The sequence below is a fragment of the Streptomyces sp. RGM 3693 genome (assembly GCF_050471125.1).
Lineage (GTDB): Bacteria > Actinomycetota > Actinomycetes > Streptomycetales > Streptomycetaceae > Streptomyces.
Map to the genome: position 1 here is coordinate 1,296,722 of NZ_JBMPPQ010000001.1, position 16,714 is coordinate 1,313,435.

At 73.1% G+C, this 16,714-nt stretch carries 13 protein-coding genes; 8 read left to right on the forward strand and 5 right to left on the reverse strand.

All coding sequences use genetic code 11. From position 1 onward, the window contains the following. Positions 1-32: 32 nt before the first annotated feature. Entirely contained in the window at positions 33-1,070 is a 1,038-nt protein-coding gene (locus tag ACO0M4_RS05410) for a GlxA family transcriptional regulator (RefSeq protein ID WP_430368457.1), read from the reverse strand. Positions 1,071-1,165: 95 nt separating this feature from the next. Between ACO0M4_RS05410 and ACO0M4_RS05415 the strand changes: the two genes are divergently transcribed. From ACO0M4_RS05415 to ACO0M4_RS05430, 4 genes are all read left to right on the forward strand, one after another. Continuing rightward, positions 1,166-2,815, forward strand: a complete 1,650-nt coding sequence (locus ACO0M4_RS05415; RefSeq protein WP_430368459.1) for an MFS transporter — start codon at positions 1,166-1,168, stop codon at positions 2,813-2,815. 298 nt (positions 2,816-3,113) lie between these two features. Further along, the gene (locus ACO0M4_RS05420; protein WP_430368461.1) at positions 3,114-4,349 is read left to right on the forward strand and encodes an arginine deiminase; all 1,236 of its coding nucleotides are present in this window, start codon (positions 3,114-3,116) and stop codon (positions 4,347-4,349) included. Between the two features lie 533 nt (positions 4,350-4,882). Beyond that, positions 4,883-5,887 (forward strand): ornithine carbamoyltransferase, encoded by a 1,005-nt coding sequence (gene argF, locus ACO0M4_RS05425; RefSeq protein WP_430368463.1) that lies wholly within the window; start codon positions 4,883-4,885, stop codon positions 5,885-5,887. A 156-nt stretch (positions 5,888-6,043) separates the two neighbouring features. Further along, complete coding sequence (locus tag ACO0M4_RS05430) at positions 6,044-7,612, forward strand: amino acid permease (RefSeq protein ID WP_430368464.1); 1,569 nt, start codon at positions 6,044-6,046, stop codon at positions 7,610-7,612. On the opposite strand, the gene ACO0M4_RS05435 is transcribed toward ACO0M4_RS05430, so the two are convergent. Further along, entirely contained in the window at positions 7,575-8,102 is a 528-nt protein-coding gene (locus ACO0M4_RS05435) for an ATP-binding protein (protein ID WP_430368466.1), read from the reverse strand. The genes ACO0M4_RS05430 and ACO0M4_RS05435 overlap by 38 nt on opposite strands. Before the next feature lie 316 nt (positions 8,103-8,418). Between ACO0M4_RS05435 and ACO0M4_RS05440 the strand changes: the two genes are divergently transcribed. Together ACO0M4_RS05440 and ACO0M4_RS05445 are read left to right on the forward strand one after the other, a co-directional pair. Further along, positions 8,419-9,246 carry an enoyl-CoA hydratase family protein gene (locus tag ACO0M4_RS05440; RefSeq protein WP_430368467.1) on the forward strand — a complete coding sequence of 276 codons (828 nt, stop codon included), beginning with the start codon at positions 8,419-8,421 and terminating at the stop codon, positions 9,244-9,246. Continuing rightward, positions 9,243-11,630, forward strand: a complete 2,388-nt coding sequence (locus tag ACO0M4_RS05445) for an FAD-dependent monooxygenase (protein WP_430371261.1) — start codon at positions 9,243-9,245, stop codon at positions 11,628-11,630. The genes ACO0M4_RS05440 and ACO0M4_RS05445 overlap by 4 nt, the downstream gene beginning before the upstream one ends. Before the next feature lie 61 nt (positions 11,631-11,691). Here ACO0M4_RS05445 and ACO0M4_RS05450 read toward each other — a convergent pair whose 3' ends face one another. Further along, positions 11,692-12,690 (reverse strand): ScbA/BarX family gamma-butyrolactone biosynthesis protein, encoded by a 999-nt coding sequence (locus ACO0M4_RS05450; RefSeq protein WP_430368468.1) that lies wholly within the window; start codon positions 12,688-12,690, stop codon positions 11,692-11,694. Between the two features lie 136 nt (positions 12,691-12,826). Then, positions 12,827-13,444 (reverse strand): ScbR family autoregulator-binding transcription factor, encoded by a 618-nt coding sequence (locus ACO0M4_RS05455; protein WP_100602749.1) that lies wholly within the window; start codon positions 13,442-13,444, stop codon positions 12,827-12,829. Between the two features lie 195 nt (positions 13,445-13,639). Between ACO0M4_RS05455 and ACO0M4_RS05460 the strand changes: the two genes are divergently transcribed. Next, positions 13,640-14,671 (forward strand): MDR family NADP-dependent oxidoreductase, encoded by a 1,032-nt coding sequence (locus ACO0M4_RS05460; protein ID WP_430368470.1) that lies wholly within the window; start codon positions 13,640-13,642, stop codon positions 14,669-14,671. Positions 14,672-14,721: 50 nt separating this feature from the next. Here the strand turns inward: ACO0M4_RS05460 and ACO0M4_RS05465 are convergent, their stop codons facing one another. Then, the gene (locus tag ACO0M4_RS05465) at positions 14,722-15,375 is read right to left on the reverse strand and encodes a TetR family transcriptional regulator (RefSeq protein WP_430368472.1); all 654 of its coding nucleotides are present in this window, start codon (positions 15,373-15,375) and stop codon (positions 14,722-14,724) included. Positions 15,376-15,862: 487 nt separating this feature from the next. Between ACO0M4_RS05465 and ACO0M4_RS05470 the strand changes: the two genes are divergently transcribed. After that, on the forward strand, positions 15,863-16,639 hold the full coding sequence (locus ACO0M4_RS05470) for an HAD family hydrolase (protein WP_430368474.1): 777 nt from the start codon (positions 15,863-15,865) through the stop codon (positions 16,637-16,639). Positions 16,640-16,714 lie beyond the last annotated feature (75 nt).

A 16,714-nucleotide genomic window follows, 5' to 3' on the forward strand; every position in this document is an offset into this window, starting at 1 on the left:
CCCGCCGCGTCCCGGGCGGTGGCGTCGGTGGTTCACGCCACCGATGCCACCGATGCCACCGACTCCACGGGTGCCACCGGTGTCATCGACTCCACCGGTGCCACCGGTGTCACCCGTGCGGCCCGGTACGTCCGCCGGTAGTCGACCGGGGGCACGCCGATCGCCCGTGTGAAGTGGCGGCGGAGGTTGGCGGCCGTTCCCAGGCCGGCGATCTCCGCCACCCGGTCCACGGGCAGGTCGGTGCTCTCCAGCAACTCCCGGGCCCGGGCGAGGCGTTGGGACTGGAGCCACTGCATCGGCGTGGTCCCGGTCGCGGCGTGGAAGCGCCGGACGAGTGTGCGCGGGCTGGTGTGCGCGTACCGCGCGAGGTCGGCGACGGTCAGCGGTTCGCGGAGCCGTTCGGCGGCCCAGTGCAGGACCGGCGCCAGGGAGTCGTCGCGGCGCTGTGGCAGCGGTGTCTCGATGTACTGTGCCTGGCCGCCGGGACGGTGCGCGGGTGCGACCAACTGCCGGGCGAGGGAGTTGGCGACGCCGGTGCCGAAGTCCTCGCGGATGAGGTGCAGGCAGACGTCGATGGAGGCGGTGGCGCCCGCGCCGGTGAGCACGTCGCCGTGGTCGACGTAGAGGACCGAAGGGTCCACGGTGAGTGTCGGATAGCGCTCGGCGAGCAGGGGCGCGTACATCCAGTGGGTGGCGGCGGTCCGGCCGTCGAGCAGTCCGGTCGCGGCGAGGGTGAAGGCGCCCGAACAGAACGACACCAGGCGCGCGCCGAGCCGGTGGGCCTCGCGCAGCGCCGCGACGAGTTCGGCCGGCGGGTCGCCGTGGACGTCCGCGGACGCCGGCACGATGACCGTGTCGGCGGAGATCAGGTCCTCGACGCCGTGCGGGGTCCGGGTGCTGAACCACGGCCCGGCAAGCGGCACTTCACCCTCCGTGCCACCGATCACGCACACCCGGAGGTCGTACCAGTCCGGAGGCGGCTGGAGCCGGTCGAAGCCGAAGATGTGGCAGGGGACGGAGAGTTCGAAGAACGGCATGCCGTCGGTGACGGCGATCGCGATCGAGGGCATGGCGCGAGTGTGGCAGAACGCTTGGCAGAAATGTAGCGGGTGGTGGCAGGGCTGCCACTCGTGACGGGGGAGCGCACCGCCGATGCTTGAGCGATATGACCACTCCTCCTCCGGGAAGCCCGGGGACGGGTGCGCCCACCGGCGCTGCCCCCGCTCCCCGGCGACCCGACGACAACGAGCGTCCCTGCGCTCCGGCCACCGGCCCGCAGTCCCGCACCTCCACGGCCGCCCCGCGGTCAGCCGCCCGCGCCACCGGCCGGCAGGTCGACGCCCCCACCCACCCCACGACAACCCGCGTAGCTCCCGGGCCGAGCGCAGCCCCCGAGCCGCGCCGTGCCCCCGAGCCGAGCGCAGCCTCCGCCCCTGGCGAAGCGCCCGACCCCGGCGAAGCGCCCGATCCCCGCCGCTGGCTGATCCTGGCGATCGCCTCCGCGGCGCAGTTCCTCGCCGTACTCGATCTGATCGCGGTCACCATCGCGTTCCCGGCGATCGGCCAGGACTTCGCACCGGCGTCCGCCTCCGCGCTCTCCTGGGTGCTCAACGGCTACACCGTCGTGCTCGCCGCCCTCCTGGTGCCCGCCGGGCGGCTCGCCGACGAGGCCGGGCGGCGGCGCTGCTTCCTGATCGGCATGGTGCTGTTCGGCCTGGCGTCGGCGGCCTGCGGGGCGGCGCCCACGCTCACCCTGCTCGTCGTGGCGCGCGTGGTGCAGGGCATGGCCGCCGCCGTGCTGATCCCCACCTCGCTCTCCCTCGCGCTGCCCGCCTTCCCGGCGCGCGAGCGGGCGACCGCGGTCGGCGCGTGGACGGCGGTCAGCGCCGTGGCAGCGAGTTCCGGCCCGGTGATCGGCGGGCTGCTCGCCGCCTCCGACTGGCGGCTGATCTTCCTGATCAACGTCCCGGTGGTGCTGCTCGCGGTCGGCGCGGGCGTCCGGCTGCTGCCCCGCTCGGCGCGTGGGCCCCGGCAGGCGCTCGACCTGCCGGGGACGGCGTTGGTGCTGGTCTTCGTCGGTGCGCTGGTGACCGCGTGCGTCCAGGCCCCCGAGTGGGGGTACACCGCGCCGGCCACGCTCGCCGTCCTCGCCGCCGGCGTACTGGCCGGTGTGCTGGGCGTGCGCCACGTCCGACGGGCCGCGCAACCCATCGTGCCTCCGGTGCTCTTCCGCACCCCCGGATTCACCCCGGCCACCCTGGGGCTGCTCAGCTACTTCGTCGCCTACGGGGCGATGATGCTCGCCGCGAGCCTGCTGTTCACCGACGTCTGGCACTACTCGGTACGGACGGCCGGGCTGGCGATGGCGCCCTGGCCGCTGACCGTGCTGGTGGTCTCCGCGGTCTCCGGCCGGATCGTCGGGGCGGTCGGTGGCCGGGTGACGGCGGTGATGGGCGCGCTGAGCTTCGTGGCGGCCGCCCTGTGGTGGATCGTCCTGGCCGGCGACGGGAGCGGGGGCACGCACTACGCGGCGCGGTTCCTGCCGGGGTTGATCTTCGCCGGGATCGGCACCGGGCTGTACCAGCCGGTGATGTTCGCCGCCGCGGGATCGCTGCCCAGTAGCCAACTCTCCCTCGGCTCGGGCGTCCTGATGGTCTCCCGTCAGGCCGGCACCGCGCTCGGCGTCGCCGTACTGGTCGCCACCATGGGCGGCCAGCAGCACCCGGAGTTCGGGGCGCTGCGCGGCGGCTGGATCATCGCGGCGGTGACGTCGGCGGGCGCGGTGGCGGCGGCGCTGATCCCACGGCGGCGGTGACCCCACGACGGCGGTGACCCCACGGCGGCGGTGACCCCGCTGCATGCTGACCCCGCGGTGGCGCTGCCGCTGAGACGGGGCTGTCGCTGCGGCTGGCGCTGACCTTAGGGCGGGGCGAGGAGCCGGGGTGGTGGACGGGGGCGTGAGGGGGAGGCGGAGCCAACACCCCACCAACCCCACCCACCACCCCGCCACTCCATCAGCATCCCCCGACATCCCGCGCCCCCGGCATCCCGCGACCGACCCCGACATCCCTCGACTCCCGACGTCGTGCGCTCCGAGCCGACAAGATGGGGAGATGGGATTCCATGTCGACTCAGAGGCCGGGCGGCTGCGCCGGGTGATCCTGCACCGCCCCGATCTGGAACTGAAGCGGCTCACCCCCTCCAACAAGGACACCTTGCTCTTCGACGACGTGCTGTGGGTACGTCGGGCCCGGGCCGAGCACGACGGGTTCGCGGACGTGCTCCGCGACCGGGGTGTCGAGGTGCACCTCTTCGGGGATCTGCTGGCCGACAGCCTGCAGATCCCCGAGGCGCGGACGCTGGTCCTGGACCGGGTCTTCGACGAGAAGGAGTACGGGCCGCTGGCGACCGACCACTTGCGGGCGGCCTTCGAGGAACTGCCGGTGCCCGAACTCGTCGAGGCGCTGGTCGGCGGGATGACCAAGCGCGAGTTCCTGGAACGCCACCCCGAACCCACCTCGGTCCGCTTCCACGTGATGGACCTGGACGACTTCCTGCTGGGTCCGCTGCCCAACCACCTCTTCACCCGCGACACCTCCGCCTGGATCTACGACGGGGTGTCGATCAACTCGATGCGGTGGCCCGCCCGGCAGCGCGAGACCGTGCACTACGAGGCCATCTACCACTACCACCCGCTCTTCCGTGACGAGCCCTTCCACGTCTGGTCCGAGGGCCAGGCGGACTACCCCTCGACGATCGAGGGCGGCGACGTGCTGGTGCTGGGAAACGGCGCGGTGCTGATCGGCATGAGCGAGCGGACCACCCCGCAGGCGGTGGAACTCCTGGCCCGCGGGCTGTTCGCGGCGGGTTCCGCGCAGACGATCGTGGCGCTGGACATGCCCAAGCGACGTGCGTTCATGCACCTGGACACCGTGATGACCATGATCGACGGGGACACCTTCACCCAGTACGCGGGTCTGGGCATGCTCCGCTCGTACACCATCGAACCAGGCGCGGGTGCCCAGGACCTCAAGGTCACCGACCATCCGCCGGAGCACATGCACCGCGCCATAGCGGCCTCCCTGGGCCTCTCCGACATCCGGGTGCTCACCGCGACCCAGGACGTGCACTCAGCCGAGCGCGAGCAATGGGACGACGGCTGCAACGTGTTGGCGGTGGAGCCGGGCGTGGTGGTGGCCTACGAGCGGAACGTCACCACCAACACCTTCCTGCGCAAGCGCGGCATCGAGGTGATCACGATCCCCGGGAGCGAACTGGGCCGGGGCCGTGGCGGACCGCGCTGTATGAGCTGCCCGGTGACGAGGGACGCCGTGCCGGGGGTGGCTTGAGGAGGGGCCTGCTTGAGCGGGGCGTGGCCTGAGCGGGGCACGGCCTGAGGCGGGTGTGCTCTGAGCCGGGTGCTCTGAGCCGGGTGCTCTGAGGCGGGAGTGGGGCGAGCCGGGACGGTCTGGACCGAGCCGGTGGGACGTTCCGGGCGGGCGGGTGCGCCGGGGCCGTGGCACGGTGGGGTGCCGGGCCGCGGTGTCCGGCCGGACCAGCCCCACCGGGCCCTACGGGGTCCACCGACCCTCCCGACCCGCACCCCACCGGGTTGGAGTGCGTCCCTCGGGGAAGGCTCTGTATAGAGATACGGCGTCTCGTATAGACTTCCAGAGTTCGAACGCGATCCGAACCACCCCTCGGGTCCGTCCGAACCACCCCTCGGGGCTGATCCCCCTCGGGCCGAGCCAACCCTCGGTCCGACTCCGGTATCGGTCCAACTCCGGCGTCGGCCCGACCCCGGTAACGGTCCGAACCCGGCACCGCCCCCCGCCCCACCCCGTCCCATCCGTCCCGACCGCCGCGAACCAGGAGCCCACCCATGGCGATAGACCTCACGGGCCGCCACTTCCTCAAGGAGCTGGACTTCAGCGCCGAGGAGTTCCGCCGACTGATCGACCTGGCCGCCGAGCTGAAAGCGGCCAAGCACGCCGGTACCGAGGTCCGCCGCCTGAACGGCCGCAACATCGCCCTGATCTTCGAGAAGACCTCGACCCGGACCCGCTGTTCCTTCGAGGTCGCGGCCGCGGACCAGGGCGCCACGACCACTTACCTCGACCCGTCCGGTTCGCAGATCGGGCACAAGGAGTCGGTCAAGGACACCGCCCGCGTCCTTGGCCGGATGTTCGACGCCATCGAGTTCCGCGGCAGCAGCCACACCGACGTCGAAGAGCTCGCCGCGCACGCCGGGGTGCCCGTCTACAACGGGCTCACCGACGACTGGCACCCGACCCAGATGCTCGCCGACGTCCTGACCATGACCGAGCACGGCGGCGGCCGCCCCCTGGAGGAGACCGCCTTCGCCTACCTCGGCGACGCCCGCAACAACATGGGCAACTCCTACCTCGTCACCGGCGCCCTGCTCGGCATGGACGTACGGATCGTGGCGCCCCGCAAGCTGTGGCCCGAGGAGGCCGTCATCGCCCGGGCGCGGTCGCTCGCGGAGACCAGCGGGGCCCGGATCACCCTCACCGAGGACGTCGCCGAGGGCGTGCGGGGCGCCGACTTCGTCGCCACCGACGTCTGGGTCTCCATGGGCGAGCCCAAGGAGGTCTGGGACGAGCGGATCGCGCTGCTCACCCCGTACGCGGTCACGATGGACGTGCTGCGCGCCACCGGCAAGCCCGGGGTGAAGTTCCTGCACTGCCTGCCCGCCTACCACGACCTCGGTACCGAGGTCGGCCGGGAGATCCACGCCCGCCACGGCCTGACCTCGCTGGAGGTCACCGACGAGGTCTTCGAGTCCGCGCACTCGGTCGTCTTCGACGAGGCGGAGAACCGGATGCACACCATCAAGGCCGTGATGGTGGCGACGCTGGCACGCTAGGCGAGCAGGGCATGGCCGTACGCCCCCTGAGCGACGATGCCGCTCGGGTGGTTACCATCGAGCCGCTCACGGGGTTCGGACCCACCGGTCCGGACCCCGCTGCGCGCCCGGCCCACCCGCGCCGCGCGCCTCGCACCACCAGAGAGAGAACCACCCATGCCCCGCTCAGGCGCGTCCGGACTGCGCATCAAGTCCCCCGACCTCCTCATCGCCGAATCCGGAGCGGACCTCCACGGCCACGGCCTGCGGCGCAGCATGGGCCTCTTCCAGCTCGTCTGCTTCGGCGTCGGCGCCGTCGTCGGCACCGGCATCTTCGTCGGGCTCTCCGACACCGTTGCCCAGGCCGGTCCCGCGGTCGTCGTCTCCTTCGTCCTGGCGGCCATCACCTGCGTCTTCACCGCCTTCTCCTTCGCCGAGCTGGGCGGCGCGATCCCGGTCTCCGGCAGCTCGTACTCCTACGCCTACGCCACCCTCGGCGAGCGCACCGCCTTCCTCGTCGGCTGGTGCCTGCTGCTCGAATACGGCGTCTCGGTCTCGGCGGTCGCCGTCGGCTGGGGCCAGTACCTCAACCAACTGCTCGGCAGCCTCACCGGCTGGCAGCTGCCCGCCGCGCTCGCCAACCCGCCCGGCGACGGCGGCGTCGTCAACCTCCCGGCCGTGGTCGTGGTGCTGCTGGCCGCGCTGCTGCTGGTCCGCGGCATCCGGGAGAGCGCCCGCGCCACCGCGGCGATGGCGGTGCTCAAGTTGGCGGTCCTGGTGCTGTTCTGCGTGATCGGCTTCGGCGCGTTCCGCAGCGGCAACCTCTCCCCGTTCGCCCCCGAGGGCCTCGCCGGGATCACCTCCGGCGCCTCGGTCGCCTTCTTCTCGTACATCGGCTTCGACGCGATCACCACCGCCGGTGAGGAGGCGCGCAACCCGCGCCGCAACATCCCCATCGCGATCATGGTCTGCATCGGCGTGGTCACCGTCCTGTACTGCCTGGTCGCGCTGGCCGCCATCGGCGCGCTCTCCTCCGGGCAGGTCGCGGGTCGCCCGGCGGCGCTGTCGCTGATCGTCGACCGGGTCACCCACTCCGGCCTCGGCGGTTCGGTGATCGCCTTCGGCGCGGTCGTTGCCATCGCCTCCGTGGTCCTCGCCGTGATGTACGGCCAGACCCGCATCCTGATGTCGATGGCGCGGGACGGCCTGGTCCCGCGGGTCTTCGCCCGGGTCTCGCCGCGGACCGCCACGCCCGTCGCCAACACCTGGATCGTCGCCGGGGTCTTCGCCGTTCCGGCCGCGGTCGTCCCGCTGGACATGGTGATGAACCTGAGCAGCGTCGGCACGCTGGCGGTCATGGCGGTGGTCAACATCAGCGTGCTGGTCCTCCGCCGCACCCGGCCCGACCTACAGCGCCGCTTCCGCGTCCCGCTGTTCCCGCTCAGCCCCCTGCTCGGCGTCGCCTTCTGCGGCTACCTCGTCTACGGCACCGGCCCGGCCACCTGGCTCCAGTTCGCCGGCTTCCTCGCCGTCGGCGCGGTGGTCTACTCGCTCTACGGGCGCCGCCGCTCGCGCCTCGGGACCGGAACACCCGGCTCCGCCCCGGACGGTGTGGGGGACCACCTCCCAAAGTCGCGCCTCGGGGACGCCCCCGATGCCACCTGCGCCCCCAGCGGGCAGCCCGCCGGGGCGACCGGGACGTCCGCCGTCACGACAGCCGCGGCTCCCGCAGCGCGGGAAGGGTGAACCACACCGCCTTGCCGCGCGGCGTCCGGCGACAACCGGCGGCCGAACTGAGCCCCCGGACCAGCCGCAGCCCCCGCCCCACCGCCGGCGACCGCTGACCGCCCCCGGCCCCGGTCCCTGTGGCGACCGGCCCCGCCGCACCGCGCCCCGTCCGCCCCGCCGCGCCCACCGTCCCGGCCAGCCCCGCCACCGGCGTCGGATCCGCGTCGTGCACCTCCACCTCGCAGCCCGCCGTCCGGGCCCGCACCACCAGCTCGACGGGTCCGGGGCCAGGGGTGTGCGCGACGGCGTTGGCGACCAGTTCGGCGGTGAGCAGCACGGCGGTGGCACGGTCCGCGGTGGCGCGCAGATCCCGCAGCGCGGCACCGGTCAGGGCGCGGGCCAGGGACACCGCGGACGGGGCGTGCGGCAGCTCGATCCGCCAGCACGTGGGGCCGGACGGCCCGGGCGCGTGCTGCGCGGTCGGTTCCGTGGTCTGCGGTTCCGGCATGCGCCGCTCCCTTCGCGGAGGGCCGGGATCGACGTCCGGGCCCTGCGGGACGCCTCCACGCTAGGCCGCGCGCCGGCGCCGGCAGCAGGGTCGGGAGACCAGGCCGACCAGGACCTACGTCCCGCGAGCGGCAGGACCTCCGGCCCGTCCTGCGCTCCGCCGCCCGCCCCGGCACATCCGACGGGATATCGCGCCCTCATGACGACGGTCACAAAGGGGTGATAGCTTCGAAGGGCATTTCGCGCGTCCCGCACCGCCACCGCATCCGCGGCCACCGCACGCACCAGCCATCCGGCTGAAGGGGGCAGGCAGACCGATGAGCCCGTTCGCAGGATCCGCCCGCAGCACCGGCGCTTGGCAGCACATCCGGGTCACCAGAGAGGACGGCGTCGCCACCGTCACCCTCGCCCGCCCCGAGAAGCTCAATGCGCTCACCTTCGAGTCCTACGCCGACCTCCGCGACCTGCTCGCCGAACTCTCCCGGGAACGCTCGGTGCGCGCCCTGGTCCTGGCCGGCGAGGGCCGCGGCTTCTGCTCCGGCGGCGATGTCGAGGAGATCATCGGCGTCACCCTCGGCATGGACACCGCCCAACTCCTGGACTTCAACCGGATGACCGGGCAGGTCGTCCGGGCCATCAGGGAATGCCCCTTCCCGGTCATCGCGGCCGTGCACGGTGTGGCCGCCGGCGCCGGCGCGGTGCTCGCCCTGGCCGCCGACTTCCGGGTCGCCGACCCCTCCGCCCGCTTCGCGTTCCTCTTCACCCGCGTCGGCCTCTCCGGCGGCGACATGGGCGCGGCCTACCTCCTGCCGCGCGTCATCGGCCTCGGCCACGCCACCCGGGTGCTGATGCTCGGCGACCCGGTCCGCGCCCCCGAGGCCGAACGCCTCGGCCTGATCAGCGAACTCGCCGAGGAGGGCCGCGCCGACGAACGGGCCGCCGCCCTCGCCCGCCGGCTCGCCGACGGCCCCGCGCTGGCCCACGCCCAGACCAAGGCCCTCCTCACCGCCGAACTCGACATGCCACTGGCCGCCGCCGTCGAACTGGACGCCGCCACCCAGGCGCTGCTGATGAACAGCGCCGACTACGCCGAGTTCCACGCCGCCTTCACCGAGAAGCGGCCCCCCGAGTGGCAGGGAAAGTGACCGGGTCCGCGGGCCCCGACCCGCGGCCGCTGAAGGTCGCCGTCCTCGGCGGCGGCCCGGGCGGGCTCTACGCCGCGGCCCTGCTCAAACGGCTCGACCCGGACCGCGAGATCACCGTCTGGGAGCGCAACGCCCCCGACGACACCTTCGGCTTCGGCGTCGTCCTCTCCGACGAGACCCTCGGCGGCATCGAGCACGCCGACCCGGTCGTCTACCGCGCCCTGCAAGCGGAGTTCGTGCGCTGGGACGACATCGACATCGTGCACCGCGGCCGCACCCTCACCTCCGGCGGGCACGGCTTCGCCGCCCTCGGCCGCCGCCGGCTGCTGGCGATCCTCCACGACCGCTGCCGCTCCCTGGGCGTACGGCTGGTCTTCCGCACCGAGGCCCCGCCGGCCGCCCAACTCGCCCGCGACCACGACCTGGTGATCGCCGCCGACGGCGTGCACAGCACCACCCGCACTGCACACGCGGACGCCTTCCGTCCGCAGCTGACCACCCACCGCTGCCGCTACATCTGGCTCTCCGCCGACTTCGCCCTGGACGCCTTCCGCTTCGAGATCGCCGACACCGGCCACGGCATCGCCCAGCTCCACGCCTATCCGTACGCCCACCCCTCACCGACGCCTCCCCGGACTTCGTCCGGCGCCCCGCGGCCCTCTCACCCGGCACCCGATCGCCCCGGCGAACCCGGCGGCGGCGCCAGCACCGTCATCGTCGAGATGCGCGAAGAGGTCTGGCGCGCAGGCGGCCTCGACACCTACGACGAGTCCGCCTCGGCCGCCTGGTGCGCCGCACTCTTCGCCGACTCCTTGGGCGGCCGCCCCCTGCGCACCAACAACTCCAGCTGGATCGCCTTCCGCACGGTCGTCAACGAGCGCTGGTCGCACGGCCGGATCGTGCTGCTCGGCGACGCCGCGCACACCGCCCACTTCTCCATCGGCTCCGGCACCAAACTCGCCGTCGAGGACGCCCTCGCCCTCGCCGCCTGCCTCCGGGAACAGCCCACCCTGCCGGACGCCCTCGCCGCCTACGAGACCGAGCGTCGCCCCGTCGTCGCCTCCACCCAGCGCGCCGCCCGCGCCAGCCTCGCGTGGTTCGAGGACCTCGCCACTTATACCGAGCAGCCGCCGCACCAGTTCGCCTTCAACCTGCTCACCCGCAGCCGCCGGGTCACCCACGACAACCTGCGCCTGCGGGACGCCGAGTTCACCGACGCGGTGGCCGCGGAGGCGGGCGTCCCCACCGGGACACCGCCGATGTTCACCCCCTTCCGGCTCCGCGGACTGACCCTGCGCAACCGGGTCGTGGTCTCCCCGATGGACATGTACGCAGCCGACGGCGACGGCACCCCCGGCGACTTCCACCTCGTCCACCTCGGCGCCCGCGCCCTGGGCGGCGCCGGCCTGGTGATGACGGAAATGGTGTGCGTCAGCCCCGAGGGGCGGATCACCCCGGCCTGCACCGGCCTGTACGCACCGGAACACGAACGGGCCTGGCGGCGCGTCACCGACTTCGTGCACACCCAGGCGCCCGGCACGGCCGTGGGCGTCCAGCTGGGCCACTCCGGCCGCAAGGGCTCGACCCGCCGCATGTGGGAGGGCATCGACCAGCCGCTCCCGGACGGCAACTGGCCCCTCGTCGCCCCCTCCGCACTGCCCTACCGCCCGGGCGTCAACCAGATCCCGCACGCCCTGACCACCACCGAACTCACCGCCGTGCGCGACCAGTTCACCCGCTCCGCCGCCGCTGCCGCACGCGCCGGCTTCGACCTCCTCGAACTCCACTGCGCCCACGGCTACCTCCTCTCCGCATTCCTCTCGCCGCTGACCAACCGCCGCACCGACGCCTACGGCGGCTCCCTCGCCGGCCGCCTCCGCTTCCCCCTCGAAGTCTTCGACGCGGTACGCGAGCAATGGCCGAAAGACCGCCCCATGACTGTCCGGATCTCCGCCACCGACTGGGCGGAGGGCGGCACCACCCCCGACGACGCGGTGGCCATCGCGGCCGCCTTCGCCGAGCACGGTGCCGACGCCATCGACGTCTCCACCGGACAGGTCGTGCCCCACGAGCGCCCCGACTTCGGCCGCTCCTACCAGGCCCCGTTCGCCGACCGCATCCGCAACACCCTCGGCATCCCCGTCATCGCGGTCGGCGCCATCTCCTCCTGGGACGACGTCAACTCCCTGATCCTGGCCGGCCGCACCGACCTGTGCGCACTGGCCCGACCACACCTCTACGACCCGCACTGGACCCTGCACGCCGCCGCCGAACAGGGCTACACCGGACCGGGCGCCCCCTGGCCACTGCCGTACCAGGCCGGCAGCCGCACCCCGCCCGCCGGCCGTACCGACGCGCCGAAGCCCCGCCTCACGCTGCACTGACGGGGAGGCCGGAAGCAGCGTGGGGCGGGGCCGATCTGGGGCGCGGAGCGTGCCTGCGCCGTCAACAGGGGTCGGGCAGGCCCTCCGGCAGCGGCAGGCCGGTGACCTGCGCGTCGAACAGCGGCTTACCGTGCTGCTCGACGCGCACCGCCACCTCGCGGCGGCCGTCGTCGGACACCCCGGCGGTCCGCGCCTGCACCCAGCACGGCGCGTCCAACTCGGCGTACCGCTCGAAGGAGCAGGTCAGCGCGACCGGCAGGGACCAGTCGGGCGCCGCCGCCCGCGCGGCCTGCCGGGCCGCCTCGACCATCAGCATGCCCGGGACGTGGTCCACGGGGTGGTCGAACAGCACCGGATGCGAGGTGTCCACCCGCAGCCGCCAGCGGTCGGCGCGGTCCGTGGGGGAGAGGACCACGTCGCCGGTCCGGTCCCGGCCCACCGACTGCGGCGTGACCGGCTCCGGCGGCGGCAGCCGCCGGGCGTTGGCGAGCGTCAGATCGCCGTACTCGCCGCGCAGCCGACGGTAGACGGCCGCACTGTGGCAGGAGTACACCAGCGTCGCCCGGGCCAGCTCGGCGCCGTCGCACTCGATGCGGAACTCCTGGCGGACGCTGACCAGCCGCTGCCGCCTGCGGACCACGTCGTGGTCGGTGATGTGCAGCGCGATGTCGGCTGGTTTCAGGGCGGCGCGCAGCGCCTGCGGTCGGAGGGCGTAACCGACCTTCTGCCAGATGATCGGGTGGTCCAGCGGCACGTCGTGCGCGACGTGGCTCAGTAATATCCCCGCCTGCCGCACCGTCTCGATCAGCAGCAGCGGGTCGTGCAGCCCGTCCGCCGGGCCGTAGAAGCTGTGCGCGCGGGGCCACTGGGCGGACACCAACCAGCCGTCCGGCCCGCTCTGCTGCCAGTTGGTCAGAAAGACCTCGGACACCGCAGCCCGGTGCACGTACTCACGGGGCACGGTCATGGTCAACGCCCGCGGTCGGTTTCCGTCCGCCCGTCGTCCGTGGACGCCGCCGGAGTGATCGCGTGCGGACGGGGTGAGGGTGGCGCTGGCCATGATGGTCCTTTCTGATGGGCGGCTCTCGGCGCTCCGACGGACGGGATCCGGTCTCCGCTCCAAGATACGAACCATGCGGTTTGTTTTCCAGTGTTGAGCGGGCCGTTTCCTCGCCGGGGCGACTCCTGGTGGAGGGTCAGACAGCGATCTTCACGGACCGGCCGTGCGGGTCCAGATGGCTCAGCGCACCCGGCGACGCCAGACCCGGCAGGGTGTGTTTCCACAGCGCGGTGACCCGCTCGGGAAGATCGGCGCGATTGGTCGCGGCCCGCGAGAACAACTGCACGCCCATGTACGCGGCGACGAAGAACTCCGCGGCCCGGTCCGGCGCGACGGCGGGCAGTAATTCGCCCTTGTCCCGGGCGTCGGTGAACATCGCGGTGATGATGTCGGTCCACGCCTGATACGGGACCAGCGGCTCCTCGCTGAACGTCGTCTCGACCGCGATCCGGGTGCCGGCCTGCAACAACGGGTCACTGCGCAGGGCCAGCGCCACCTGATGGGTGAAGTCGATGGCGTCCTGTAGGCGGGAGTCGCTGACCGGTGGCACGAACGGTTCGGTCTGCTCCCGGATGACCGCGCGCGCCAGTGCGTCCTTGGAGCGGAAGTGGAAGTAGACGGCTCCCTTGGTGACTCCGGCGCGCTGGATGATCTCTGCCATCGTGGCGGCCTGGTAGCCGCGGGTGCCGATGACGTGGGCCGCGGCTTCGAGGACGGCGCGCCGGGTACGCACCGCCCGTTCCTGCTTGACCACCGATCATCCTCCGTATGCTCTCGTGGAGTTGTTGTGCCTGGGCGCGACCCGCTGCCGTGGCCGCGCAGTTTATTTCCGCATCATAAAGAAGCCAACCGTGCGGTATTCATAGGCGGCGGGGCGATTATGGCCGGATCGCCTGCCCCGGCGATGCGGTGCCGCGTGGTACCGCCGAACACGCAAAGGAGCAGACCGATGACCGTCCCCGCCGCGCCCGGCCTCCCCGCCGTCCACCGGGAGGTGCGGCTGGCCCGCCGCGCCGACGACGCGCAACTGACGGAGCGTCACTTCGAGGTGGTCGAGGTCCCGCTGCCCGAACCGGGGCCGGGCCAGGTGCTGGTGCGCACCCGCTTCATGGCGGTCACCGCGGCGATGCGGACGCGGATGACCGCGGCCCGGCTGCCGATGCCCTCCTTCGAGCTCGACCGGCCGCTGTGGGGCTCCGCGATCGGCGAGGTCGTGGCAGCCGCCGGCGGCACCCTCGTCCCCGGCGACCTCGTCCACCACCCCTACGGCTGGCGGGAGTTCGCGGCCGTCGACGAGCGGCACGCCCGACGACTGGACCTCGACGCCCTGCCCTCCCTGGCCGCGCACCTCTCCCAGGGCGCCACTGCCTGGGGCGCGCTGCGCCGGGCCGCCGGGGTCCGGCCGGGCGACACCGTGTTCGTCAGCGGCGCGGCCGGCGGTGTGGGCAGCCTGGCTGGCCAGCTCGCCCGCCGACTGGGAGCCGGCCGGGTGATCGGCAGCACCGGCTCGGAGGTCAAGGCGGCCCGCCTGCGGACCGAGTTGGGGTACGACGCCACGGTGGTGCGCGGGGCCGGGCCGATCGAGGAGCAGCTGCGCCGGGCGGCGCCGGACGGCATCGACGTGCTGCTGGACACCGTGGGTGGTGAACAACTGCGCGCGGCGCTCGCGGTGGCGCGCCCGGAGGCCCGGTTCGCCCTGGTCGGCGCGCTCTCCAGCCAGTTGGGCGCGGGTGGTGGGGTGGCCAGCCCGGTCGAGCTGGACTCGGCGCTGATCATCACGCGCCGGGTGGCGCTGCGCGGCTTCGGGCTGCACGTGCATCCCGACCTGCCGGAGGAGTGGATCGCGGAGTTCGGCCGGGGGCTGCGGGATGGTTCCCTCGTCTTCCCGCACGCCCTGCTGGCGGGGATCGAGCAGGCGCCGAGGGCGCTCTGCGAGCTCACCCAGGGACGCCATGTCGGGGCGGTACTCGTGGAGTTGTGAGACCGGCGCGGGGCCGGAGCGGGCCAGGGGCCGTCGGTCGCCGCGGACGGTCAGCCGGCCGGGACCTGCGCCGGCGCCGGAATCCCGGCGGCCGCGACCCGACCCGCCGCGGCCGGCAGCAGCCCCCACAACCCGGTGACCGCCTCCGCGTCCCACCACGTCCGGTCGCCGCCGCCCAGGTGCAGCAGCCCCACCACGATCGACGTCAGCAGCTGGGCGGTGCGCCGGGGCTCGACGTCCGTGGGGTGCGGGCCGGTGAGCCCGTTCCCGATATGGACCGGCTCACCGGTGCCGCAGGTGACCGCCTTGTCGAGGAAGAGCGCGTACCAGCGCTGCTCCAAGGCGTGGATGTCCAGACCGGGCGCGGTCTCCGGGCGCAGCCGCAGCCCGGCGCGCAGCACCGCGTCCGACTGCACCCGGCCGAACAGCTCGACGGCGAAGTCCCGGACGGCCACGGTCAGCGGCTCGGGGGAGCGGAGGAAGCCCTCCTCGATCTCGTTGAGGGTGGCCAGGGCGGCGTCCCGCACGGCGAGGGTCAGGTCGTCCTTGGACGTGAAGTGGAAGTAGAGGGCGCCCTTGCTGAGCCGGGCCCGCCGGCTGATCTCGACCATGCCTGCGGCGGGCACTCCCTTTTCCAGGAAGGTCTCGGCGGCCGAGCGGATGAGCGCCTGGCGGCTCTGGATGGCGCGATGCTGCGTGGGCACGGTGTCCGTCCCGTCTCTCGTACGACTGCAACGTGCTTGCAGTCTACAGAGAAAACCAACCATGCGGTTCGCTATGGTGGTGGGGAATGGCCGGATCCTCCCCGTTCTGTCGGGAAGTGATCGCTCCGCTCCGTGGTCCAGACCTGGCACCGGGTGTTGGCGGCGTATATGTCCAGTGTGGCCGGCCCTGGATCGCTTGTCGACTGTCAGGGACGGGCTAAGGCACATTGACAAACAGCGCAGGCGGTTTTTAAATCTCCGAAGGCGGTAAACGGGACGATCCCTTCCGATGCCACCACCTCGACGGTCGCGTACCGCCCTTGGACAGTGGTGCGCCACGGCGAGACCGCCTCTGCCGCCACAGTCGTCGACCGCAGGCCCGCCCGACCAGCTGAGCCTGCACAGTCACCCGAGCCCCCGCACCCATCGGAACCCGGAAAGGTCCCCATCCATGCGCGTATCAATGGAAGTCGGCGAACGTCCTGTGATGAGAGGCGCGCGGAGCGCCGGCGGCGAGACCCTCAAGGCCGCCGTCTTCGATCTGGACGGCACCCTCGCCAACACGCTGCCCGCGATCAGCAAGCTGCTGGCCAAGGTGGCCGCGGAGCAGGGGTGTTCGGTGACCGCGCGGCAGGCGGCCGCGGCCATCGGCAAGCCTCCGGCCGCCGCGTTCGGCCGGCTGCTGGGCCGGCCCGAGGACGACGGCCGGGTGCAGGCCGCCATCTCCCGCTACCGGGAACTGTTCGCCTACGAGGTCCTGTGCCAGGGGCCGCAGCTGCTCTACCCCGGAGTGACGGCCGGGCTGTCCGCGCTGCGCGCCCACGGCGTCGAACTCGCCGTCGCCACCTCCAAGACCACCCGCAGCGCCGAGGCCCTGCTCGATGTGATGGGCATCCGCGACCTGGTCGGCCCGGTCATCGGGCAGGACATGGTGCGGCGTGGCAAACCGCACCCGGAGATGGTGCTGCGCGCGGCCGGCCGGCTGGGGGTCCCGGCCTGGCAGAGCGCATATGTGGGGGACACCGTCGGGGACATGCGGATGGCGGTGACCGCGCGCATGGAGCCGGTCGCGGTCACCTACGGCAGCGGAACGTTCGGTGAACTCGCCGCGGTCGCCGGCACGCGGATGTGCAGCTCCTTCAAGGACGTGGTGTCGGTGATCGCCGCCGCCCGGCCGCGCCCGGCAGCGGCGGCCGCCGCCGGACCGGTCGTCCGGCCGCGCCGCACCGCCGTCCCCGTAGGGGCACAGCAGCGGCGCCGCTGAAACAGGGGGCACGGGGTGTGCCCGCGGCCCAGGGGGAACACCGGGGCCGCGGGCCGGAGGCGACGACACGGGGCG

Excerpts from the sequence above, each read along its gene's own strand:
- ACO0M4_RS05420 (WP_430368461.1), top strand. The coding sequence starts at position 3,114 with ATGGGATTCCATGTCGACTCAGAGGCCGGGCGGCTGCGCCGGGTGATC.
- ACO0M4_RS05450 (WP_430368468.1), bottom strand. The coding sequence starts at position 12,690 with ATGGCCAGCGCCACCCTCACCCCGTCCGCACGCGATCACTCCGGCGGC.
- ACO0M4_RS05435 (WP_430368466.1), bottom strand. The coding sequence starts at position 8,102 with ATGCCGGAACCGCAGACCACGGAACCGACCGCGCAGCACGCGCCCGGG.
- ACO0M4_RS05430 (WP_430368464.1), top strand. The coding sequence starts at position 6,044 with ATGCCCCGCTCAGGCGCGTCCGGACTGCGCATCAAGTCCCCCGACCTC.
- ACO0M4_RS05460 (WP_430368470.1), top strand. The coding sequence starts at position 13,640 with ATGACCGTCCCCGCCGCGCCCGGCCTCCCCGCCGTCCACCGGGAGGTG.
- ACO0M4_RS05410 (WP_430368457.1), bottom strand. The coding sequence starts at position 1,070 with ATGCCCTCGATCGCGATCGCCGTCACCGACGGCATGCCGTTCTTCGAA.
- ACO0M4_RS05415 (WP_430368459.1), top strand. The coding sequence starts at position 1,166 with ATGACCACTCCTCCTCCGGGAAGCCCGGGGACGGGTGCGCCCACCGGC.
- argF (WP_430368463.1), top strand. The coding sequence starts at position 4,883 with ATGGCGATAGACCTCACGGGCCGCCACTTCCTCAAGGAGCTGGACTTC.
- ACO0M4_RS05440 (WP_430368467.1), top strand. The coding sequence starts at position 8,419 with ATGAGCCCGTTCGCAGGATCCGCCCGCAGCACCGGCGCTTGGCAGCAC.
- ACO0M4_RS05470 (WP_430368474.1), top strand. The coding sequence starts at position 15,863 with ATGAGAGGCGCGCGGAGCGCCGGCGGCGAGACCCTCAAGGCCGCCGTC.